The 20146-nt window shown below is 62.2% G+C and carries 15 protein-coding genes, 1 tRNA gene, 1 pseudogene and 1 riboswitch; of the genes and pseudogenes, 8 read left to right on the top strand and 9 right to left on the bottom strand.

Annotated elements, in window-relative coordinates; all coding sequences use genetic code 11:
• Positions 1–319 precede the first annotated feature (319 nt).
• The 5 genes from HMPREF2528_RS04570 to HMPREF2528_RS04550 all read right to left on the bottom strand — a co-directional run bounded on the left by HMPREF2528_RS04570 (position 320) and on the right by HMPREF2528_RS04550 (position 6711).
• Positions 320–392, bottom strand: a tRNA-Asn gene (locus HMPREF2528_RS04570).
• 216 nt (positions 393–608) lie between these two features.
• Positions 609–2732 carry a DNA primase gene (gene dnaG / locus HMPREF2528_RS04565; RefSeq protein WP_070507760.1) on the bottom strand — a complete coding sequence of 708 codons (2124 nt, stop codon included), beginning with the start codon at positions 2730–2732 and terminating at the stop codon, positions 609–611.
• A gap of 137 nt (positions 2733–2869) precedes the next feature.
• Positions 2870–4036 carry a tRNA dihydrouridine synthase DusB gene (gene dusB, locus HMPREF2528_RS04560; protein ID WP_049355088.1) on the bottom strand — a complete coding sequence of 389 codons (1167 nt, stop codon included), beginning with the start codon at positions 4034–4036 and terminating at the stop codon, positions 2870–2872.
• A 189-nt stretch (positions 4037–4225) separates the two neighbouring features.
• Positions 4226–5203, bottom strand: a complete 978-nt coding sequence (locus HMPREF2528_RS04555; protein ID WP_070542717.1) for a GNAT family N-acetyltransferase — start codon at positions 5201–5203, stop codon at positions 4226–4228.
• Positions 5204–5331: 128 nt separating this feature from the next.
• Entirely contained in the window at positions 5332–6711 is a 1380-nt protein-coding gene (locus HMPREF2528_RS04550) for a glycine--tRNA ligase (RefSeq protein ID WP_049341669.1), read from the bottom strand.
• A gap of 232 nt (positions 6712–6943) precedes the next feature.
• On the opposite strand from HMPREF2528_RS04550, the gene HMPREF2528_RS04545 reads away from it, so the two are divergent.
• Complete coding sequence (locus HMPREF2528_RS04545) at positions 6944–7159, top strand: RNA-binding S4 domain-containing protein (RefSeq protein WP_005508828.1); 216 nt, start codon at positions 6944–6946, stop codon at positions 7157–7159.
• Between the two features lie 411 nt (positions 7160–7570).
• On the opposite strand, the gene HMPREF2528_RS04540 is transcribed toward HMPREF2528_RS04545, so the two are convergent.
• The gene (locus HMPREF2528_RS04540; RefSeq protein WP_070542714.1) at positions 7571–8323 is read right to left on the bottom strand and encodes an alpha/beta hydrolase; all 753 of its coding nucleotides are present in this window, start codon (positions 8321–8323) and stop codon (positions 7571–7573) included.
• A 94-nt stretch (positions 8324–8417) separates the two neighbouring features.
• Between HMPREF2528_RS04540 and HMPREF2528_RS09245 the strand changes: the two are divergent.
• Together HMPREF2528_RS09245 and HMPREF2528_RS09240 are read left to right on the top strand one after the other, a co-directional pair.
• Positions 8418–8699: pseudogene (locus tag HMPREF2528_RS09245) on the top strand (MerR family transcriptional regulator); the annotation flags it as partial.
• A 72-nt stretch (positions 8700–8771) separates the two neighbouring features.
• Entirely contained in the window at positions 8772–9233 is a 462-nt protein-coding gene (locus HMPREF2528_RS09240; RefSeq protein ID WP_246823881.1) for a TipAS antibiotic-recognition domain-containing protein, read from the top strand.
• A 137-nt stretch (positions 9234–9370) separates the two neighbouring features.
• Here the strand turns inward: HMPREF2528_RS09240 and HMPREF2528_RS04530 are convergent, their stop codons facing one another.
• From HMPREF2528_RS04530 to HMPREF2528_RS04520, 3 genes are all read right to left on the bottom strand, one after another.
• Positions 9371–9721 (bottom strand): MerR family transcriptional regulator, encoded by a 351-nt coding sequence (locus HMPREF2528_RS04530; RefSeq protein WP_070507770.1) that lies wholly within the window; start codon positions 9719–9721, stop codon positions 9371–9373.
• 356 nt (positions 9722–10077) lie between these two features.
• Positions 10078–11421, bottom strand: a complete 1344-nt coding sequence (locus tag HMPREF2528_RS04525; protein ID WP_210390388.1) for a homoserine O-acetyltransferase MetX — start codon at positions 11419–11421, stop codon at positions 10078–10080.
• 203 nt (positions 11422–11624) lie between these two features.
• The gene (locus tag HMPREF2528_RS04520) at positions 11625–12971 is read right to left on the bottom strand and encodes a bifunctional o-acetylhomoserine/o-acetylserine sulfhydrylase (protein WP_070507773.1); all 1347 of its coding nucleotides are present in this window, start codon (positions 12969–12971) and stop codon (positions 11625–11627) included.
• Between the two features lie 103 nt (positions 12972–13074).
• Positions 13075–13187, bottom strand: a riboswitch (SAM riboswitch).
• 343 nt (positions 13188–13530) lie between these two features.
• Between HMPREF2528_RS04520 and HMPREF2528_RS04515 the strand changes: the two genes are divergently transcribed.
• The 5 genes from HMPREF2528_RS04515 (at position 13531) to HMPREF2528_RS04495 (ending at position 19920) form a co-directional block, all read left to right on the top strand.
• Complete coding sequence (locus tag HMPREF2528_RS04515) at positions 13531–14517, top strand: ABC transporter ATP-binding protein (RefSeq protein WP_070507775.1); 987 nt, start codon at positions 13531–13533, stop codon at positions 14515–14517.
• Positions 14514–15374, top strand: coding sequence for an ABC transporter permease (locus tag HMPREF2528_RS04510; RefSeq protein ID WP_070507777.1), 861 nt, complete (start codon positions 14514–14516; stop codon positions 15372–15374). The genes HMPREF2528_RS04515 and HMPREF2528_RS04510 overlap by 4 nt, the downstream gene beginning before the upstream one ends.
• 1 nt (position 15375) lies before the next feature.
• Positions 15376–16206, top strand: coding sequence for an ABC transporter (locus tag HMPREF2528_RS04505; RefSeq protein ID WP_070507779.1), 831 nt, complete (start codon positions 15376–15378; stop codon positions 16204–16206).
• Positions 16207–16310: 104 nt separating this feature from the next.
• Positions 16311–17513: a ribosome small subunit-dependent GTPase A gene (gene rsgA, locus HMPREF2528_RS04500; protein ID WP_070542706.1), complete on the top strand. Its 1203-nt coding sequence runs from the start codon at positions 16311–16313 to the stop codon at positions 17511–17513.
• A gap of 229 nt (positions 17514–17742) precedes the next feature.
• The gene (locus HMPREF2528_RS04495; RefSeq protein ID WP_070542703.1) at positions 17743–19920 is read left to right on the top strand and encodes a S9 family peptidase; all 2178 of its coding nucleotides are present in this window, start codon (positions 17743–17745) and stop codon (positions 19918–19920) included.
• The last annotated feature ends 226 nt before the right edge of the window (positions 19921–20146 follow it).

Below are 20146 nucleotides of genomic sequence, written 5' to 3'. Positions count from 1 at the left end.
AGGAGTTACTCATTCACGACTTGGAGAGAACGTTCCGACTGGACTCGATACAGCGGGGTGACGGTTTTTCCGAGCGCGCGAGGAAGTAAAAACCGTTATCCCGCCGAGGGCGTAAGCCCGAGGGGTTGCTGGTTCACGACTTGGGGAGAACGTTCCGACTGGACTCGAACTAGCGAGGCGAAGATTTTCCGAGCGCGCGAGGAAACAAAAATCTTTGCCTCGCCGAGGGCGCAAGCCCGAGGGGTTACTGGTTCGAGTCAGAGGAACGTATATAGCAAGAACCCCCGAGGCTTCGCCTCGGGGGTTCTTGCTATATTTGCTCCCCCGACTGGACTCGAACCAGTAACCCTTCGATTAACAGTCGAATGCTCTGCCAATTGAGCTACGGGGGATTATTTTGTTTTCGTTGCTGGTTTCCCTTGCAACGAGTAATAACTATACCGGGGCTGTTTGGGCTCCGCAACTTGAAATGCCGTGAAGTGCATCACTCTTTGGGTTGTGTGGCTGGATTGGGTGGTGCAGGCTCCGGCGAACCCGCGGTATTCCCCGGCAACCTGCAGAACACAGGACATTCGGCAGGTTGCCGGGGCGTAGCGGAAGAACCGTACTTAGCCGCGCTGGGCTGTGAGCTGGCGGCGGCGCATTTCCAGTTCGAGAAGCTGACGCTGTACCGCTTCGAACTCTTCGTCGTCGGGGTTGGCGCTGAGCTGTTCCAGGCGCATCATCAGGTCGGATTTTTGGCGGGCGATTTGCTGTTCGAATAGGGCGTTGAGCGCACCAGTCACAAAACCGGGCAGACGCTCAGCGCTACTGACCGGTAGCGGTGAGACGGCGAGCTCTGCGATGGCGGGGTGTACGCCCTCCACAGCGCCGGAGCGCACGCAGTTAATCCATTCGATGCCGGGGGTGGGCGCCATGACGGTTGCCGCGTGAATAATGCCGGCGGCCACCTCGCGGTGGGTGCGGTAGCGGAACTGCACAGTGGCGAGGTTACGCCACTGTTCCACACTGATGAGCTCGGGGTGCTGCAGGGCAATCTCAAGTGCCGCCTTTTCGAGGCGGGCAACCGGGTCGCGCGGGTCGGGGGTGAGGAATTCCTCGACGGCGGGGGCGGTCACCTCCGGCTGGGGTGCGGCGGGCTGAATGCTACTCGGCGGGTGCGCGGCAGCGTTCTGCCCTGCGTAGGCGCTGGGTGCGGCGTGGTCTTCTGGTGGCGGTGCGTCGTAGGCGGGGTCGTAGGGCGCGTCAGCATGAACTGCGCCCTGAGCACCCGCGTAACCCGGCGCGCCCACGTAACCCTGAGCGCCCCCATAGCCCGGCGTGCCCGACACTCCCTGCGGCCCCTCATTCAGACGCTCGTAACGCGGCGCGGCGACGGCCTCCGCCTGCTGGGTGCGCGAAAGCTTCGGGTGGTTCTGCGCGTACGCCACGGCGCGCTGAATCTCGTCCAACTCCAGGCCGAGCTGACCGGACACCTTACGCATGTAGGCGGGGCGCAGGTCGCGGTCCTTAATACCGGCGATAATCGGGGCGATAGCGCGCATCGCCAGCACGCGGCCCTCCAGGGTCGCCAGGTCGTACTTGGCGAGGGTCGAATCAATCGCAAACTCGAACAGCGGGCGGCGCGAAGCGATTAGCGAGCGCACGGCGGCGTCGCCCTTGTGTAGGCGCAGGTCGCAGGGGTCCATGCCGTTCTCGGCAACCGCCACGAAGGTCTGCGCGACGAAGCGCTGGTCCTCCTGGAAGGCGGCCATGGCGGCTTTCTGGCCTGCGGCGTCGCCGTCGAAGGTGAAGATGATTTCGCCGCCGGAGCCGTCGTCGGTAATCATGCGGCGCACCATCTTGATGTGGCCGGGACCGAATGCGGTGCCGCAGGTGGCAACGGCGGTGGTGATGCCGGCGAGGTGTGCCGCCATGACGTCCGTGTAGCCTTCCACGATGACGACCTGCTTAGTCTTGGTCATATCGCGTTTTGCCAGGTCAATGCCGTAGAGCACCTGGGATTTCTTGTACAGCTGCGTCTCGGGGGTGTTCAGGTATTTGGGGCCCTGGTCGTCGTCGAAGAGGCGGCGAGCACCGAAGCCGATGGTTTCACCGGCGATGGTGCGAATCGGCCAGATGATGCGGCCGCGGAAGCGGTCGTACAGGCCTCGGTTGCCCTCCGAGAACATGCCGGTCGCCTTCAGCTCCTCATCCGTGAAGCCCTGGGAGCGAAGGTGCTTGAGCAAGTGATCCCAGCCACGCGGGGCGTAGCCGACACCGAACTTGCGGGTTGCGGCGGGGTCAAAACCGCGGGCGCCGAGGAAGCGCTGCGCCTTCTGAGCATCAGCGCTGTAGAGGTTGCGTTCGAAGAACTCGGCGGCAATCTTGTGCGCGTCGAGCAGGCGGCGGCGCATACCCGCCTCATAGCGGTCGCCGGGCTTACCGCCCTCATAGTGCAGGGTGTAGCCGATACGGGCGGCTAGACGCTCCACCGTCTCAACGAAGCTGGTGTGTTCCATCGCCATGACGAAGGAGTACACGTCACCGGATTCACCGCAGCCAAAGCAGTGGTACGAGCCGACCTGCGGGCGCACATTGAAGGAGGGCGTGCGCTCGTCGTGGAACGGGCACAGCCCCTTGAAGGTGCCTATACCGGCGCTTTTGAGGCTCACATAGCCTTCAATGATTTCGCGGATATCGGTACGGGCACGGACTTCGTCAATGTCTTCTTTGCGGATTAATCCAGCCATAAACTCAATTCTACGGTGAGGGTCAACAGGTAGAGTCTGCAGGCGTTATGGGCGCGGGAAATAACGCACGAACAGGCTCACAAAAAGGATGCGCCGCGACGCGCAAACAGCACGCCGCGGCACACAAGTACAGGTGTTTAGCCGCCGGAAATATCCAGCTCAGCCTCCGCCAGGCCCAGACGCTCAGCATCACCAAGGATGCGCGAATCCAGCCAGCCATCGGGCAGGTGCGGCTGCTTGGGGCTGCCGGCGCGACCGCGCGAACCCTCCACGGCGGCGCCAGGGTAACCAATCGAGTGGTCCAGCTGAGCAATCAGCTCACGGAACGTCGCCAGGTCGGGCACCTGAGCCATCTTCGCGCGCAGCTCACCGCCAACCGGGTAACCCTTGAAGTACCACGCCACGTGTTTGCGGATCTCGCGCAGGCCTCGGGTCTCATCGCCGAAGGTTTCCACCAGCAGTTCTGCGTGGCGGTAAATCATGTCCGACACCTCAGTCAGGGTCGGGCGGATACGCTCCGACGAACCCTCAAACGCATTCTGCAGGTCGCCAAACAGCCACGGGCGACCCTGGCAACCGCGACCAATCACGACGCCGTCCACGCCGGTCTGCTCAACCATGCGCACCGCATCCTCGGCGGAGAAAATATCGCCATTACCCAGGATTGGCACATCCGGAATCAGCTCACGCAGCTGCGCAATCGAATCCCAGTCCGCCTTACCCGAATAATGCTGAGCTGCAGTACGACCGTGCAGAGCAATCGCCGCGACACCGGCATCACGGGCAATCTTGGCGGACTCCAAGAACGTAATGTGGTCATCGTCGATGCCCTTACGCATCTTAATGGTCAGCGGAATATCGTTGCGGGATGCCTCCTTCACCGCGGTCTGCACAATCGCAGTGAACAGGTCAGTCTTCCAGGGCAGGGCGGCACCGCCACCGCGGCGAGTCACCTTAGGAGCCGGGCAGCCAAAGTTCAAGTCAATGTGGTCGGCACGGTCCTCTTCAACGACCATGCGCACAGCCTTACCGACGTTGACCGCGTCCACACCGTAAATCTGGATGGAGCGGATCTTCTCGTCCGGGTCATGCTCAATAATGCGCATGGACTCGGGCTTACGCTCCACGAGGGCGCGCGCAGTCACCATTTCGGTAACGTACAGGCCGCCGCCATATTCACTGCAGAGGCGGCGGAAAGCCTTATTGGTCACGCCAGCCATCGGGGCGAGAACCACGGGAGTATCAACGGTCAGATTGCCCAGTTTCAGGGGCGGAAGGGTAAGACGGGGTGCTTCAGAATTCACCCCTATATTGTGGCATACGGGGGCAAATCGAGAACCGGACTCAGCTGAGGGGGTACAAGAGCGCAGTGCAAGCTCAGCAACCGTGAGGAGGCGCAGGTACGCGAGAGGGGCGGAGGAGCATTCCGTTCCCCCGCCCCTCTTGAGCAAGAGTCAGCCAGCAGGCTCAATACCGCGAACCTACCCGAGAACCTACTCAGTCACGTAAACATAGGTCGGGTCACCCTCCACCGAGGCAGTGCCGGCACGCAGCAGCACGTCGGTCACCTGAACCAGCGCCTCCATGGCGTCGTCAACCTCAACCAGCACCGGGTACTTAGCGCTCAGCAGGGACAGCACCTGCATAATCGCCTCCACGGCACCCTCATTATCGAAGTCGTAACCCAGCAGCAACTCCGTGGCGGTCTTCTCATCCACCAGCGCTGCCTCCGGGTCAGTCTCAAAGGGGTGGTAGCTCACCGCAAACGCCACAATCGGGCCCTTCTTACCCTCTGCGGCAGCCTCACGAATATGATCGCGAAGCACCACGGCGCCAAAGGCACGCACCTCATCCGAGAGGAAGTAGCGGTTCACGGTACCCAGACCCACCTCGGCGGGAACATCCCACTCGTGGGCGCGGCGGTAGAAATCCCACAGCGCGGCGGTCAGCTCAACCGAACCGGTCGCCAAATCCTCAATCGCCTGAGTCTCGTTACCGTCAGCATCCTCACGCAAAGACACCGGAGGAATCGCACCCGGCTCCACACGCACCATACGGGAACGCTGAATCAGCTTCATACCAGCCGCCTGCGCGAACTCCTCACCGTCACTAAACGGCGCCAGCTTCACGCGCAGAGCGGTGGTCTGACCGTGCGCCGCCGCAATCTCACGCAACGCATCCAGCAGGGCGGTACCAATACCCTGACGGCGGTGATCAGCCGCAACCTCCACATATGACCACAAACGCGTCGGATGCAGCATCGAAGCCACCACAGTACCCGCAGCCACCGGCACACCAGAAACGGTCACCACCAGAGTACGGCTAAAAGGCGCGTCACTGTCCGGGCCAAAGAGGCCACGCTGGCGCTCCTCAACCTCATTGCGGGCAGAGTTCCAAATCTCAAGCAGGGCAAGGTCATCACCCTCCTGCCAAGGGCGAATCTCAAATTTTTCGCTGAGGCGTTCAGCCATATCCGTGCACCTTTCCTTCGCTTGCGTCAAACGTGCCAATCAGTCTAACCAGGGTAGCCTAAATACACGACGGCGGGTAGCCTCTTTCGCTCTAAGAAGCTACCCGCCGACCATGTTATGAATTATTTTTAGCCTGCCAGGCGTGCAGCCAGGTAAGACTTCACCTGATCCAGAGCCACACGCTCCTGGTTCATGGTGTCGCGCTCGCGGATGGTCACAGCCTGATCCTCAAGAGTGTCAAAGTCCACGGTGATGCAGAACGGGGTACCGATCTCATCCTGGCGGCGGTAACGGCGGCCAATAGCGCCCGCCTCGTCGTAGTCCACGTTCCACAGGCCACGCAGCTCATTCGCCAGCTTAGTTGCCGGCTCAGACAGCTCAGCCTTCTTCGACAGCGGCAGAACAGCAGCCTTCACCGGTGCCAGACGCGGATCAAGCTTCAGCACGACGCGCTTATCCACGCCACCCTTAGTGTTCGGTGCCTCGTCCTCAACGTATGCGTCAACAAGGAACGCCATCATGGAGCGGGTCAGACCGAAGGACGGCTCAATCACGTACGGCACGTAACGCTCACCGGTAGCCTGGTCGAAGTACTCAAGCTTCGCGTTGGAGTGCTCGTTGTGCACGCCCAGGTCGTAATCGGTACGGTTCGCAACGCCCATCAGCTCGCCCCACTCGGAACCCTGGAAGCCGAAGCGGTACTCAACGTCAATAGTGCCAGCCGAGTAGTGTGCACGCTCCTCCTTAGGAACGTCGAAGCGACGCATGTTATCCGGGTTAATACCCAGGTCAACGAACCAGTTCCAGCAGTCCTCAACCCACTCGTTGAAGTACTTATCAGCATCATCCGGGTGCACGAAGTACTCGATTTCCATCTGCTCGAACTCACGAGTACGGAAAATGAAGTTACCGGGAGTGATCTCGTTACGGAACGACTTACCAATCTGGCCAATACCGAACGGCGGGCGCTTACGAGAAGCAGTGACCACATTGTTGAAGTTCACGAAAATACCCTGAGCGGTCTCCGGGCGCAGGAAGTGCAGACCCTCCTCATTATCAACCGGACCCAGGTAGGTCTTCATCAGACCGGAGAAGTTCTGCGGCTCAGTCCACTCGCCACGAGTACCACAGTTCGGGCAAGCAATTTCATCCATGCCCTCAGCCGGGCGGCCCTTCTTCGCCTCAAAGTTCTCCAGCAGGTGATCCTGACGCAGACGCTTGTGGCAGGACAGGCACTCAACCAGCGGGTCGGTGAAGGTCGCCACGTGACCGGATGCCTCCCACACCGCACGAGGCAGAATAACAGAGGAGTCCAGGCCAACCATGTCCGCACGGGAGCGGACGAAACGCTGCCACCACTGCTGACGGATGTTTTCCTTCAGCTCTGCACCGAGGGGGCCGTAGTCCCATGCGGAGCGGGAACCGCCGTAAATTTCACCGGCCTGGAAAACAAAGCCGCGGCGCTTCGCGAGCGCAATAACGTTATCGAGGGTGGACTTTTCAGCCATAGTTACTCCTTCTGCCCCGCCACCGGCTGTGACGTGCGTGAGTTCGGGTTCATAAGGGACGCGACCCAGAACGGGGCGCCCGTATTCGCGCTCATCGGCGCAATATGCACACTTTTTGATGCAAGACACTAGGGTACCATCACCACCCCACCCCTGGGTATGCCTACCCGACCCACCACTCCCCCATTTTTACCGGACGCCAGGATGCACCCGGCGGGATAAACTAGGAAGCATGGAAGAAATTTTTATTCGCGACGACATGATCCGCCTCGGCCAGTTCCTCAAACTCGCCAACCTCGTAGAGGACGGCGCGCAGGCACGCGAGGTCATTCAGCACGGCCTGGTAAAGGTCAACGGCGACATTGAGGAAGCACGCGGCAAGCAGCTGCACCCCGGCGACACCGTCACCTTCAACGGCGTGACCGTGAAGGTCGCGCACGAGGACTAACCCGACCTCTTATTCCGTTTGAGATAGGCCTTTGTGGCAAGGCTAGGAGGCAGTGCTCGTCCTCGTTCCTACAGGGAACCCGCCCTCGCTTCGCTTCGGGCACCCTGATGTCACTACGGACGACACCGCCCCTCCGCTCGCACCAAGTCGCGTACCTCGGACAGCAGGGGTAGCTATACCCTCCGGAAGCGACATCAGGGTGCCGCCCCGGGCGCTCTCCGCAGCGAAGCAAGGAGAAGCGGAGCGTCCGGGTGCGGCGGGTGCCCCTGCAGGAGCGGAGGAGGGGTATAGCGTCCCACCCACCCAGCCCCTGTAGGAACGAGGACGAATACCGCTTTCCGCGCGGATTCCAAACGGAACTACACGTAAGCCCCCGAGTCATCAGACCCGAGGGCTTTACATGTAGCCGTTTTAGGCGTCAGCGCCTTCCGCGGTGCCGGTCGCCTCCGCAACCTTCTGCGCACGAATACGCGGCTCCTTACCCTGCACCTTCACCTCCAGGAACTCGCCCACGTGACGAATCTCCATGGCGCTCACGCCGTGACCCGCACCGGCGTACAGCACCTTAATGCCGTCGGTGTACTTGCGGATCCAGTCGTAGGTGTAGTTCACCATCTCCTGCGGGATGACGGGGTCTTCCTGGTCGCGGCCGAAGAACACCGGCAGTTCGGTCTTCTTCAGCTCCTCATCCTTGAAGTACGGCGAATCAGAATCTACCGCGTAGCCGGACAGACCCACCACGGCGGCGAACTCGCCGGGGGCGTGACGCACCATCGAAGTTGCGATGCCCATACCCTGCGAGAAGCCCAGCAGGGTCACCGAAGCGTACGGTTCACGGTTCGCGCGCACCCACTCCAGCACGTAGTCGCTCGCCTGCTCGATGGCGCGCTGGTCAGATTCGAGCTGCTGGTTCAGCGGGTACCACTGGTAGCCGATAGCGTCTGCGGCAATGTAGGCGCCGGTCGAGTCTGCGGAGAACTGGCTGCCAACCGGCTGCGGTGCACGCATGGAGGCGTAGGTGAAGCCCTCCTGCGGAAGGTGCGCCGCCAGAGACAGCAGATCGTGTTCCTGGGAGCCGTAGCCGTGCAGCATGAGCACCAGGTGGGTGCCTACACGTTCGTTCTCGGGGCGGGTGTATTCGACGACGTATTTGTTTTCGCTCATGCACCCATCTTAGCGAGGACTCCCCCGCAAACCTGCACCGCAGGTTCCGCTGCTAGCTTGACCCTCACCTAACGTGAGGTTTTAGAGTGAAACCATGGACGCGAACATAACACCACCTGACGGGCAACACGAATACACCGTGGGAGAAGCGGCATCACTACACGGGCTAACAGTCCGCACGCTTCACCACTGGGAGCAGCGGGGCTTACTCAACCCGGCACATGATGAGTTCAACGGGTACCGGTACTACACCGATACAGACCTTGAACGAATCACCGTCATCATGGGATACCGCGCCATCGGCATGAGCCTTGACGCCATTCGCAACATACTGCAGGACCAAGCGAACAGCACCGAGCATCTGCTCGCTCAGCGGGATATGCTTCAACGCAGAATCGCCGCGTATGGGCGCATGCTTGAAACCATCGAACATCTTTTGGAGGACACAATGGCACCTAAAAATGAGCAGCTCAGCGCTGCCGAAAAAGCCGAGATCATGGGTGAGGGGTTCAGCCTCGCCCACCAGCAGGAAGCGCAGGAGCATTACGGAAAAACTGACGACTGGGCTGAATACCAGCGCCGCACTGCCTCGATGGACCGTGCCGACTGGCAGAATGGCAAACAGCAGGTCAACGAGGTAGAACAGGTCCTCGTCGAGGCGTTCAACCGCGGAGTGAAGCCGGGCAGTGAGGAGGCGAACGCGCTCGCCGAGCGGCACCGCGCCTCCCTGTTCTTCTTTGAGGTCACCCCCGCCAAGCACGCGATTCTGGCGCGCGGCTATGTTGAGGATGCCCGTTTCAAGGCGCACTACGAGAAGCTTGCGACCGGGCTCGCAGAATGGTTGCGGGATGTCATCTACGAGAATGCTCGTGCACACGGTGTCGACCCTGATGAAGCCGCCTGGGGTTAAATCTTTGGCTGAAAATACCCAGTAGCTAGGGGTGAGTAGCTGAGTGTGAAAGCTGAGCACAGAAAAACGCCCGGTATTCCCAACGTTGGGAATACCGGGCGTCGGCGTGCATACCTGTATGAAAATTAGACGGCTATCTAGCGGGTGCCATCGAGGTGACGGCGGTGCTCCTGAATACGGCGATCCAGGTGCTCAAGGTTCTGCTGCAACCCCACAATCTCATCCTCAATCTTCTGACGGGCACGCTCCATCACATCAATAGATAGAGCGTGGTCGTCCGGATTGCTCAAAATCGTGCGAATATCGGCAAGACTCATTCCGGCCTGACGGCAGGTAGCAATAAACCGTGCCGAGGAGATGGACTCCTCGTCAAAAACGCGAGTTCCGTGAGCATCACGGGGCACAGCAATGAGCCCCTCTTTTTCGTAATAGCGCAGGGCGTGGGTGCTCACCCCCAACTGCTCCGCTACCTCTTGAATACTTACCACAGCTTTAATGCTATGGGGTTAGAGCGGGTCTAAAGCAAACCGAGAACCTTTACCTTCCAGTGCAACAGGAGGCTACTTCCGCGGTATCTCGCGGAGACCTTCTAAAACACCTCAAAAACCGGAAAATATTCCCTGACTTGGCACGATACCCGTCAGGCGGGCACAAAGAAACGCCGGGCACTCGCGCTATGCGAGTACCCGGCGTCCTATAACCCAACCGTCAAGGTGAACGTTAATTCTCAACGGAGGGAAGGACAGTTGAGAATACCCAGCCATTCCCTCACAATCCCACACCCACTGTTTGGATAAAACAACATTCAACAGGATGCGTGAAACGCCTTCGGGTGCCGGTTGAGTTAGCGAGTAACAGCGCCGTACAGACGAGTCATCGAGTCCAGCGCCTCACGCTCACGCTGCGCCTCGCTCGGGGTAGCAGATTCATCTTCAACACCCAGGGCGCGCGCCAGAATCTTCTCCACCTGCTTCGCCTCAATCAGGAAGCCGTCATGGCCGTGGTTCGACTCGATAATATCCACGGCGACCGGGGTGGGCAGCGCCTCCGCCAGACGGTGCGACTCGTGCGGGAAGAACAAGCGATCCGTGTTCACCGCCGCAATCGTCCACTCGCAATCGGTGTGCGCCAGCGCCTGCGCCAGGGTGCCGCGGCCACGCGCCACATCGTGCGAAATCAGTGCCTCGTTCACTGCCAGGTAGCTATTCGCGTCAAAGCGCTCAACCAGCTTGGCGCCGTGGTGGTCCAGGTAGCTTTCGATGGCGTAGCGGCCACGCGGCTCACCCAGCGAGCCGCCCACGGTGCTTTCGCCACGGTTCTCTTCGCGGCCGAAGCGGTGCTCCAGCTCGGCGGGGCTGCGGTAGGTGGTGTGGGCGATGCGGCGTGCCAAAGCCAGACCGGCAGTCGGCGCGGGACCGTTGTAGTAGTCGCCACCGGCGAAGTTCGCGTCCGAACGAATCGCAATGTTCTGGGTGTGAGCCCAGGAAATCTGCTCCGCCGTAGCCGAAGGACCGGAGGCGATGACCGCGCATCCGCGCACCAGCTCGGGGTTGGTTGCCGCCCACTCGAGGGCGCGAGCGCCACCGAGGGAACCACCAATCACGTAGCGGAAACTCGTCACGCCCAGTGCACGCGCCAGACGCGCCTCCGCACGTACGGAGTCGCGGATGGTTACCTGTGGGAAGCGGGAACCCCAGTGCTCACCGGCACCCGGGTAGCCTTCGGGAATAATGCTTGCCGGTCCGGTGGAGCCGTAGCAACCGCCCAGAATATTGGGGGCAATCACGAAGTAGCGGTTGGTGTCTACGACCGAGCCGGGGCCCACGATGCCTTCCCACCAGCCGTCCGACTCGATAGCGCGAATCAGCGGGGCGGGCATGTCGGGGGTGGGGACGCCGCGGGAGACATGCGTATCGCCAGTGAGCGCATGCAAAATCAGGATGGCATTATCGCCAGCCTCATTGAGCGTACCCCAGGTTTCGTAGCCGATGGTGACCTGCGGCAGGGTTACGCCGGATTCGAGCTCCAAGTCGCCGATGTTCAGCTGACGCAGGTAGCCTTGCGCTTCGGGGTGCTCGCGCTGGGTGCCCGCCACGGGGATGGGCGCGGTAACAGGCTGGTTGATAGTGCCGGATTGCTTGGAACTGGACAGCGTGGTGCCGGACTGGCTAGTGCTCTGGGTGGTCATGGGGTTCCCTTCACTGGGTTGGCCGGCGAGGTGGTGCCGGGTGTGAGCGGGGTACTCGTCTGCGGGTTGAATCTGCGGTTGAGTCTGCGGGTTGAGGCAGCGAGGCGGCGGTGCCGCGCGCTTATGAAACGCTCCCTAACGGGGAATCCGCAGGTGGACCGAAAAGCCGTAGCTTGCCGGTCCACCTGCGGGTGCATCACCGTTTAGGAGAGGGTGTCGAAGCCCAACTGCAGGTCGGCGAGAATGTCGTCAATGTTCTCGATACCGACTGCCAGGCGGACGAAGTTCGGGTACACGCCAATCTTCTCCAGCTCTTCAGCGGAAAGCTGGGAGTGGGTGGTGGAGGCGGGGTGAATCACGAGCGAGCGCACGTCGCCAATGTTCGCAACGTTGGAGTGCAGCTTCAGGGCGTCCACGAAGTCGCGGGTCTGCTCCAGGGTTGCGTCCTTGAGGGTGAAGCCGAGAACCGCGCCGGGGCCCTTGGGCAGGTACTTTTGTGCACGCTCGTACCAGGGGGAGGATTCCACGCCAGCCCAGATGACCTTCTCGACCTGCGGGTTTGCTTCGAGCCAGCGGGCGACCTTGGTGGCGTTCTCGATGTGGCGTTCGATGCGCAGGGAGAGAGTTTCCAGACCGATACCGATGTTGAAGGCGTTGGTCGGGGAGATGGCTGCACCGGTGTCGCGCAGCAGGGAGACGCGCGCCTTCAGGATGTAGGAGAGGTTCGCACCGAATGCGGAGTCCTTGCCCAGGTCGCGTGCGTAGACAAGGCCGTGGTAGCCGGGGGCGGGCTGGTTGAACTTGGGGAACTTCTCGGGGTCTGCACCGTAGTCGAAGTTACCGGAGTCAACGATCACGCCGCCGATGGAGGTGCCGTGGCCGCCCAGGTACTTGGTTGCAGAGTGGACGACCACGTCCGCGCCATATTCGATGGGGCGCAGCAGGTAGGGGGTGGGTACGGTGTTGTCCAGGATCAGGGGCACGCCGTTTTCGTGCGCAATCTTGGCGATGGGCTCAATGTCGAGCACGTCGTTGCGGGGGTTGGGCACGGACTCGCCGTAGAAGAGCTTGGTGTTGGGGCGAACTGCGGCACGCCATGCGTCCAGGTCGTCCGGGTCCTCAACGAAGGTGGTTTCGACGCCGAGGTCGGCGAGGGTGTACTTGAGCAGGTTGTAGGTGCCGCCGTATATGGAGGGCGAGGCGACCACGTGGTCACCGGCGCCGGCAATGTTCAGGATTGCGTAGGTGATAGCTGCCTGACCGGAGGCCAGCAGCAGCGCGCCAACGCCGCCTTCCAGGGAAGCGATGCGGTTTTCGATTACTTCCTGGGTGGGGTTGTTCATGCGGGTGTAAATGGGTCCCAGCTCGGCGAGAGCGAAACGGTTCGCTGCCTGCTCGGCGCTGTCAAAGACATAAGAGGTGGTCTGGTAGATGGGTAGTGCCCGAGCTCCCGTTGCGGCATCCGGCGCCTGACCTGCGTGAATCTGGCGGGTTTCGAACTTCCAACCGGCGGGGTTGGCGGGAGTCGGGACGGTAGTGTTGTTGCTCATGCGTGGCTCCTAATGGGGATTCTTAGGGGGCCGCATGCCGACGGTACAGGAATCGTCGTCGAATAATCCTGTCACGATTGATGTACCGTTATCGGTCACATCGGTCCCGCGCTTGCGTCACGCTTTTGCGTGCCGCCTGGTCTTCACCCAGGGCACCCCACCGCGGAGGAGGGTTGCCGGCCAGCTAGCTGGGGCTTATCGCTGGCGCTCTTGACCTGTATTCAGGGTGTCATAGGGCGTTGGGTGGGGTCAAGGGTTTTGTGGGTGAACGGCACTTTAAGACATTTCATTGCAAAGATGACGTTTTTTAACGTCGATGAAGCTCATGCTGTCGGTGAATATGACACGGGAATCCGCTGCGCAGGTGGTGCCTCATGGATAGTGCTTTCAGAGCGAGTGCCCCACCCTCCAAATAGTAATTCCCATCACTTTTTCGATGCTTTTCGGTACACTGAGACTACACATACACTCACGCAGGGCGCGGCACACTCCGCTGTTTATCCTGCCCAGCATCCCTCCGGTATAGGGGCCAGAGGGTCATACCCGAAGGTTACCTACCATGTCTCTTGTTCTTGACGCCGCGCAGCTCAGCCGTATCTTTGGCACAGGCGAACGCGCCTTCACCGCCGTCGACCGTGTGTCCCTTCGCATCAGCTCCAGCGAGATCCACGCCCTCCTCGGCCCCAACGGCGCGGGCAAAACAACCACCGTGCAGATGTGCTCGACCCTGCTCACCCCCACCAGCGGCACCCTCACCGTGAACGGTGTGGATGCTATCGCTCACCCGCAGCGGGCGCGCCGTCACGTGGGTCTCGCACTCGGCGGGGATAGCGGCTTCTACCCGCGCGCCAGCGCCCGCGACAACCTGCTCTTCTTCGCCGATGTTGCGGGGGTTTCCGGGCGGAGCCGGCGGCGCGAGGTGGACCACGCCCTAGCCCGCGTGGAACTCACCGATGCGGCGGCGCGACCCTTTCAGGAGTTTTCCCGCGGCATGAAGCAGCGCCTGCACATCGCTCGCGCGCTGCTCGGCTCCCCCGCCCTGCTCCTGCTGGACGAGCCGACCAACGGGCTCGACCCCGATATCGCCCTGACCGTGCGAACCCTCATCCGCTCCCTCGCGGAAGACGGCGCCGCCGTTCTGCTGACGAGCCACCTGCTCGGCGAAATTGAGGACCTAGCGCACACCATCACCGTTTTGGGCGCCGGTTCCGTTGCGGTGAGCGGCAGTCTCGAGGACGTTGCCGCACACGCCGGTATTGCCGCCACGACTGTGGTTCAGGTGGATCCCACCGCCACCGAGGGTCTTGATACACTACGCGGATTCCTCCACGATAAGGCGGCGGTACTTTTTGCCCCGCGTGGTTCCGGCTGGGAACTGACCCTCTACTGGCACGGCGAGCGCGCCACGTTCGAGGCGGGCGAGGCTCACCGCATCCTGGCGGATGGACTTGCCACCGCACGCATTGGGGCACGAACCGAACCGTACACACGCCCGGCAACCTTGGAAGAGGCATACCTGGCAATGGCGGAGGGGCTCAAGCGATGAACGCTCAGACGCAACGCTCGGAAGAGTTCCAGCGGCAGGGTCGACGGTACGACCTGTGGCAGGAGTGCGCCCGCCAACTGCGACTCATGGGCTTTAGCCTGCGCCAGTTCCTGACGGTCCCCTACTTCATTCAGCTGCTCATCAGTACGGTACTCGGCTCGGTCATCCTTCAGGCGCTCGCCGTGCATGCGGCGGCGCAGAGCTCCGCGGGTCACTCCGTTGACCCGACCCTCGCGTGGACCCGCGCGGGCATTGTGGGCATGTGGTCGGTCTGCATCGTGTCTGCGGGCATCATCAATTTTGAGCGTTTCCGCGGGACCCTCGTGTACCTGTGTTCGGGGTCGATTTCTCCGGTGCGGGTGCTGGCGGCTATCGTTTCGAGCGCCTCCATCGTGGGTCTGGCGGCCCTACCCCTATCGTGGGCGGTTTGGGCTCTCGTAACACTCAATCCGCGGGTCACGGACTTTTCTGCTCTCTGGCCGCGCTATGTTCTGGGCGTTCCCCTGTTGTGGCTTGCCTGCCTGTCGGTCACGTTCATGATTGCGGTGTTCTTCGTGGCGACGCCGAACGCTATCGCCTACGAGGAGCTGCTCCTCGTGCCGGTATTTATTCTCTCCGGGGTTCTTTTCACGATGGTTGAGGCACCCGCCTGGCTGGATGCTGTAGGCACGCTCATTCCCCTACAGGCGCCGGTGCACCTGCTACTGGGGCGCACCCCCATGAACACCCCGGCGGATGCGCTCCTGCCCGTTGCGCAGACGCTCGCCGTGAGCTTCATCTGGGCGTTATGCGCCTTCCTTTTTGCCCGGAAGGCTCTCGCCTCCGCCCGTCGTCGCGGCACCCTGGGGGCGATGTAGCGTGCGTGCTCTCTCTGCTGATTCCCTACCCGGGGTGGTGCGCCGGGCTCTGTCTACCGCCTCTATCGGCTGGTCATCTTCTATTACCTTCGCAACCCTCGGAACGGCCATCACTACCCTGGTGCTCGTGCCGGGCCTCAACGTGCTTTTTACGGTGCTTTTGGGCGCCGACCTCGCCGCGAACGATACGGTGCGCATCGGCTGCGCGACCGCCCTGATTGCCACCCTCAGCTCGGTGGCCGCCGGCATTGTCGCGCGCGTCGCCACCGACCGGTGGATTGGCATCTTCGAGTACGTGTGCACGGCACGAGCGGTGGATGCTGGCTACTGGCTGGGTGCGGCGGCGGTGCCCGCGCTGCTGGCTTCCGTGACGGGCCTGAGCAACGTGGGCATCGTGTGGTTGCTCTCCCTCACGGCACCCCCTACCGGGGCGGCTTCGGGGCTTCTGCTTGGAGCCATTGCGCTGATGCCGGTTGCGGTTCTGGGCGGGATCTGCCTGGGCATTTTTGCCGCCGGGCTGGGTCTGTACCTGTCCGATCCGTACACGGGGTCGAATTTCCTGTCGATTATTCTGCCGGTGAGCGCGGGTGTGATTGTTCCGGTGAGCACCTACCCCGCGTGGCTTGCGTGGCTGTGTTCGTGGGTTCCCGGGTCCCGGCTGGTGCAGGTTTTAGATGCCTCTAGCGGCATTACGAACGGTACCACCCCGGAGCTCTTCGCGTCCCTGGCGGCAGACGCGGCGCTGGCGGTACTCTACGCCGCAGTGGGGTTGGGGCATACGCTCCTCGCCGCCCGCCGCATCCGCGCTGGCGCCCGCGCCTCGCTGCTATAGGGTGCGAAACCCAAAAAGAACGAACCTTTCATACGCCCCCTCCCCCGGCGCGCTATCCGGGCATGACAACCAACCGGGCGCCGCAACCACGAAAGACTATTCCTGTGACCATTACTCCCGCTTCATACACCTTAGAGACCCTCGGCTTCGACCCTTCCTGGCAGGGGTCGGCAATCCGCGCCGCGTTCACCCTCAACGGCACGCTTGATGATTTCACCCTCGCCCGCGTCAGCGCCGTACACCGCACCCGCTGCGAGCTACTGACCTGCGAGCGGGGCGAACTCGTGAAGCTCTCCGCTCCCCTGCGCCCGGTCGAGAACGACTACGGCGAAGAGGAATACCCCGTCGTGGGCGACTGGGTGCTCGCCCAGCCCATCCCCGGAACCGGCGGTGAAACCCACCCCGCGGAGCATAAACCCCTCGCGATTCTGCCCCGCCGAAGCTACCTTACCCGTCCCAGCGCCACCCGCGAATCCGCAGATCAGCCCGTCGCCGCCAACGTGGATATGCTCTGCATTGTTGAGCCGTGCTTCCCGGAGCCGTCCATCGGGCGCGTTGAACGCTACACCGCCCTGGCGCACGCTTCCGGGGTGCAGGTCGCGCTGATTCTCACCAAGGGTGATTTGGTGACGGCGGAACAGCTCGCCGGGTATCGGGATTCTCTGGGTAGCGGTATGGATGCGGTGCTCACCGTCTGCACGGATTACGGCTACGACCCCGCCCCGGTTGCTGAGCTCGTCGCCGGACGTACTGCCGTATTCCTGGGCCGCAGCGGCGCCGGTAAATCCACCCTCGTCAACGCCCTACTTAGCCCAGGGGTTGACCCCCGCGAAGACAGCGCAGAGAACCGGGTACAAGCCACTTCCTCGGTTCGCGATGCTGACGGCAAGGGACGCCACACCACCACCAGCCGCCAAATGATTGTTCTGCCCGAATCTGAAGGATCAGGTGCTGAGAGCTCAGTCGGTACGGTGCTGATTGACACCCCGGGCGTGCGAGCCCTCGCCGCCACAAGCGATAGCTCCGCGATTGACGAAACCTTCGACGACGTCTCCAGCTACGCCGCCGCCTGCCGGTACAGCGACTGCTCCCACAGCTCCGAACCCGGATGCGCGGTGCAGCAGGCGCTCGCCGACGGTTCCCTCGACCCCGAGCGCTTCGAACGCTACCGCAGGATGATGGCGGAATCCGCGCGCCTGCGCCTGCGTTCTCAGGAGCGCGAGTACCGGCAGAGTAACCGCGCCTTCACGAAGGCGAACAAGGCGGGCCGCCGCACGCTCATGTCCATTAAGGGACGCGCCAACTAGCCGATAAACGCGCACGCCCCGGCGAGGCTACCGCGGGGCTTCCACAGGCTGAGCCGGGCAGCCCCGCACATGCCGCAATATAGTAGCCTGCCTCACTCTTCGATACACTAGAACTAGGCGTGCCCACACTCCCCCGCGCATCCTCCCCGCCACCCGGCGGCGCAGGAACGCGGGCGCAGACGGCACACACCATTCACAAACCCATAAACTCAATGAAAGAGGTGGCAGCATGGCTGAACAGAACCTCACCCCGCCCGTACCGAAGAAGGTCGAGCACCGCCGCGAACACCACGGCGACGTCTTCATCGACCCCTACGAATGGCTCCGCGACAAGGAAAGCGAAGAGGTCCTCAACTACCTCAAGGCAGAAGCCGAATACACCGAAGCTGTCACCGCAGACCAGCAGCCCCTCCGCGAATCCATCTTCAACGAAATCAAGGACCGCACCCTGCTGTCAGATCTGACCGTCCCGAACCGTATCGGTGACTGGTGGTACTACAGCCGCATGGTGCCCGGCGGCCAGTACCCCGTCTTCTACCGCTACCCCGCCCTGCACGAAGGCGACGAGGTGGTGCGCTACACCCCGCCGACCGTCACCCCCGGCGAAGTACTCGAGGGTGAAGTCGTCATCCTCGACTGCAACGAATACGCCAAGGACATGGAGTTCTTCTCCCTCGGCAGCTTCCAGCCTGCACGTAACGGCAAGCTGCTGAGCATCTCCGTGGATGAGAAGGGCGACGAACGCTACGAGCAGCGCTTCCTCAACATGGAAACCGGCGCCTTCCTCGAAGACACCATCCCCAACATTGCGGCGGGATCCTTCTTCATCAACCACGCCGAACAGCTCATCTACCTCGTGCCCGACGAGTCGTGGCGCCCCTGGCGTGTCTACGTGCACGACGTCGGACAGGGCACCGAAGACCACCTGATTTACGAGGAACCGGACAACACCATGTGGCTCGGCGCCGCCATGAGCTCCGACCGTTCCTCCGTGGTCATTACCAGCTCCAACTCCGAGTACACGGAGGTGCGTCTCATCCCCACCCGCGAACCCAAGGGCGAGCCGACCCTGCTCATCCCCAAGAGCGCGGGCATCGAATACTACGCTGAGCCGCTCAACATTGCCGGCGAGCAGCACCTGCTGATTCAGCACGACTACAATGCGTTGAACTCCGAGCTGGTCCTCGCAGACATGCCGCGCGAAGGTGAAAGCCTCGAAGAGTACGCGCAGCGTTGGGTGCCGGTCATCCGCCACAGCGAACACGTGCGCTTGGAGGGCTTCACCTTCACCGCAACGCACCTGGTCGTCACCGCCCGCGCGGACACCACCACCCGCATCTTCCTCGCACCGCGTGAGCAGCTGCCCATCCAGTGGCGCCGCCGCCGCCCCGCCGGTGTGACCTTCATGGAACCTGCCGGCTTCGACGAGGAACTGTACACCGCCTCCGTGCTGCGTGCGGAGAACTACTCCCCCGTGCTGCGTATCGCCTACACCTCGTACCTGACTCCGCGCCGCGTCTACGACTACTTCCCCATGTCGCAGACACTGCTGCTGCGCCGTGAAACCCCGGTGCTGGGCGGCTACAACCGCGAGGACTACCGCGCCTACCGCGACTGGGCACCTGCGGCGGACGGTACGCTCATCCCGATCTCGGTGATTCACCGCGCCGACCTGGACATGAGCAAGCCGCACCCGGTCATCCAGTACGGTTACGGCTCGTACGAGTCGTCCATGGACCCGATGTTCTCCATCCCGATGCTGTCGATCCTGGACCGCGGCGTCATCTACGTCATTGCGCATATTCGTGGCGGCGGCGAGATGGGCCGCTCCTGGTACCAGAACGGCAAGAAGCTCGCGAAGAAGAACACCTTCACCGACTTCGTGGACGTCACCAGCTACATTGCGGCTAAGCCGTGGGCTGATGAGGCGCGTATCGGCTGCTACGGCGGTAGCGCCGGCGGCCTGCTCATGGGCGCCGTGCTGAACCTCGCCCCCGAAAAGTACGCCGCCTGCCTGGCTGCCGTGCCGTTCGTGGATGCGCTGACCACCATCCTCGACCCGGAGCTGCCGCTGTCGGCGATGGAGTGGGAAGAGTGGGGCAACCCGATTGAGGACCCGGAAGTGTACGCCTACATGAAGTCGTACACCCCGTACGAGAACATCCGCCCGGTCCGCTACCCGGCGATTGCTGCGGTGACGAGCCTGCACGACACCCGTGTGCTCTACGTGGAGCCCGCGAAGTGGGTTGCGGCTCTGCGTGAGCAGATTGACCCGTCGTCGCCGGTGCCGCTGCTGAAGATTGACATGTCGGGCGGTCACGGTGGTGGTTCCGGCCGGTATACGCGTTGGCGTGAGATCGCGTGGGATTACGCGTTCCTGATGAGCAACCTCGGCGTTACTGAGTAGGCTGTAGGCACGCCACGCTTTAAAAAGAACGCTCCGTCTGTATCTGAGTGATACGGACGGAGCGTTCTTCGTTTTCGTTCTGAGTATGAGGGCCGGTGTTCGTCCTCGTTCCTCTCCCCTTACCTAAGGATGCGGCCGGTGCGCACCTTCCTACGCTCCTACAGGGGAACCCACCCTCTCGGGCGCTCCGCTCTCTCCTTGCTTCGCTGCGGAGAGCACCCGAGAG

It is taken from the genome of Rothia sp. HMSC078H08, from assembly GCF_001808955.1.
In the GTDB taxonomy this organism is placed as follows: Bacteria; Actinomycetota; Actinomycetes; order Actinomycetales; family Micrococcaceae; genus Rothia.
The sequence above is the reverse complement of the archived record's forward strand: the minus strand, read 5'-3'. Positions and strand labels throughout refer to the sequence as shown.

What these genes read in the sequence shown, in the direction of transcription:
- HMPREF2528_RS04515 (WP_070507775.1), top strand. Translation starts at nt 13,531, where the DNA reads ATGTCTCTTGTTCTTGACGCCGCGCAGCTCAGCCGTATCTTTGGCACA.
- HMPREF2528_RS04495 (WP_070542703.1), top strand. Translation starts at nt 17,743, where the DNA reads ATGGCTGAACAGAACCTCACCCCGCCCGTACCGAAGAAGGTCGAGCAC.
- HMPREF2528_RS04545 (WP_005508828.1), top strand. Translation starts at nt 6,944, where the DNA reads ATGGAAGAAATTTTTATTCGCGACGACATGATCCGCCTCGGCCAGTTC.
- HMPREF2528_RS04540 (WP_070542714.1), bottom strand. Translation starts at nt 8,323, where the DNA reads ATGAGCGAAAACAAATACGTCGTCGAATACACCCGCCCCGAGAACGAA.
- HMPREF2528_RS04555 (WP_070542717.1), bottom strand. Translation starts at nt 5,203, where the DNA reads ATGGCTGAACGCCTCAGCGAAAAATTTGAGATTCGCCCTTGGCAGGAG.
- dnaG (WP_070507760.1), bottom strand. Translation starts at nt 2,732, where the DNA reads ATGGCTGGATTAATCCGCAAAGAAGACATTGACGAAGTCCGTGCCCGT.
- HMPREF2528_RS09240 (WP_246823881.1), top strand. Translation starts at nt 8,772, where the DNA reads ATGGCACCTAAAAATGAGCAGCTCAGCGCTGCCGAAAAAGCCGAGATC.
- HMPREF2528_RS04510 (WP_070507777.1), top strand. Translation starts at nt 14,514, where the DNA reads ATGAACGCTCAGACGCAACGCTCGGAAGAGTTCCAGCGGCAGGGTCGA.
- HMPREF2528_RS04520 (WP_070507773.1), bottom strand. Translation starts at nt 12,971, where the DNA reads ATGAGCAACAACACTACCGTCCCGACTCCCGCCAACCCCGCCGGTTGG.
- HMPREF2528_RS04525 (WP_210390388.1), bottom strand. Translation starts at nt 11,421, where the DNA reads ATGACCACCCAGAGCACTAGCCAGTCCGGCACCACGCTGTCCAGTTCC.
- HMPREF2528_RS04550 (WP_049341669.1), bottom strand. Translation starts at nt 6,711, where the DNA reads ATGGCTGAAAAGTCCACCCTCGATAACGTTATTGCGCTCGCGAAGCGC.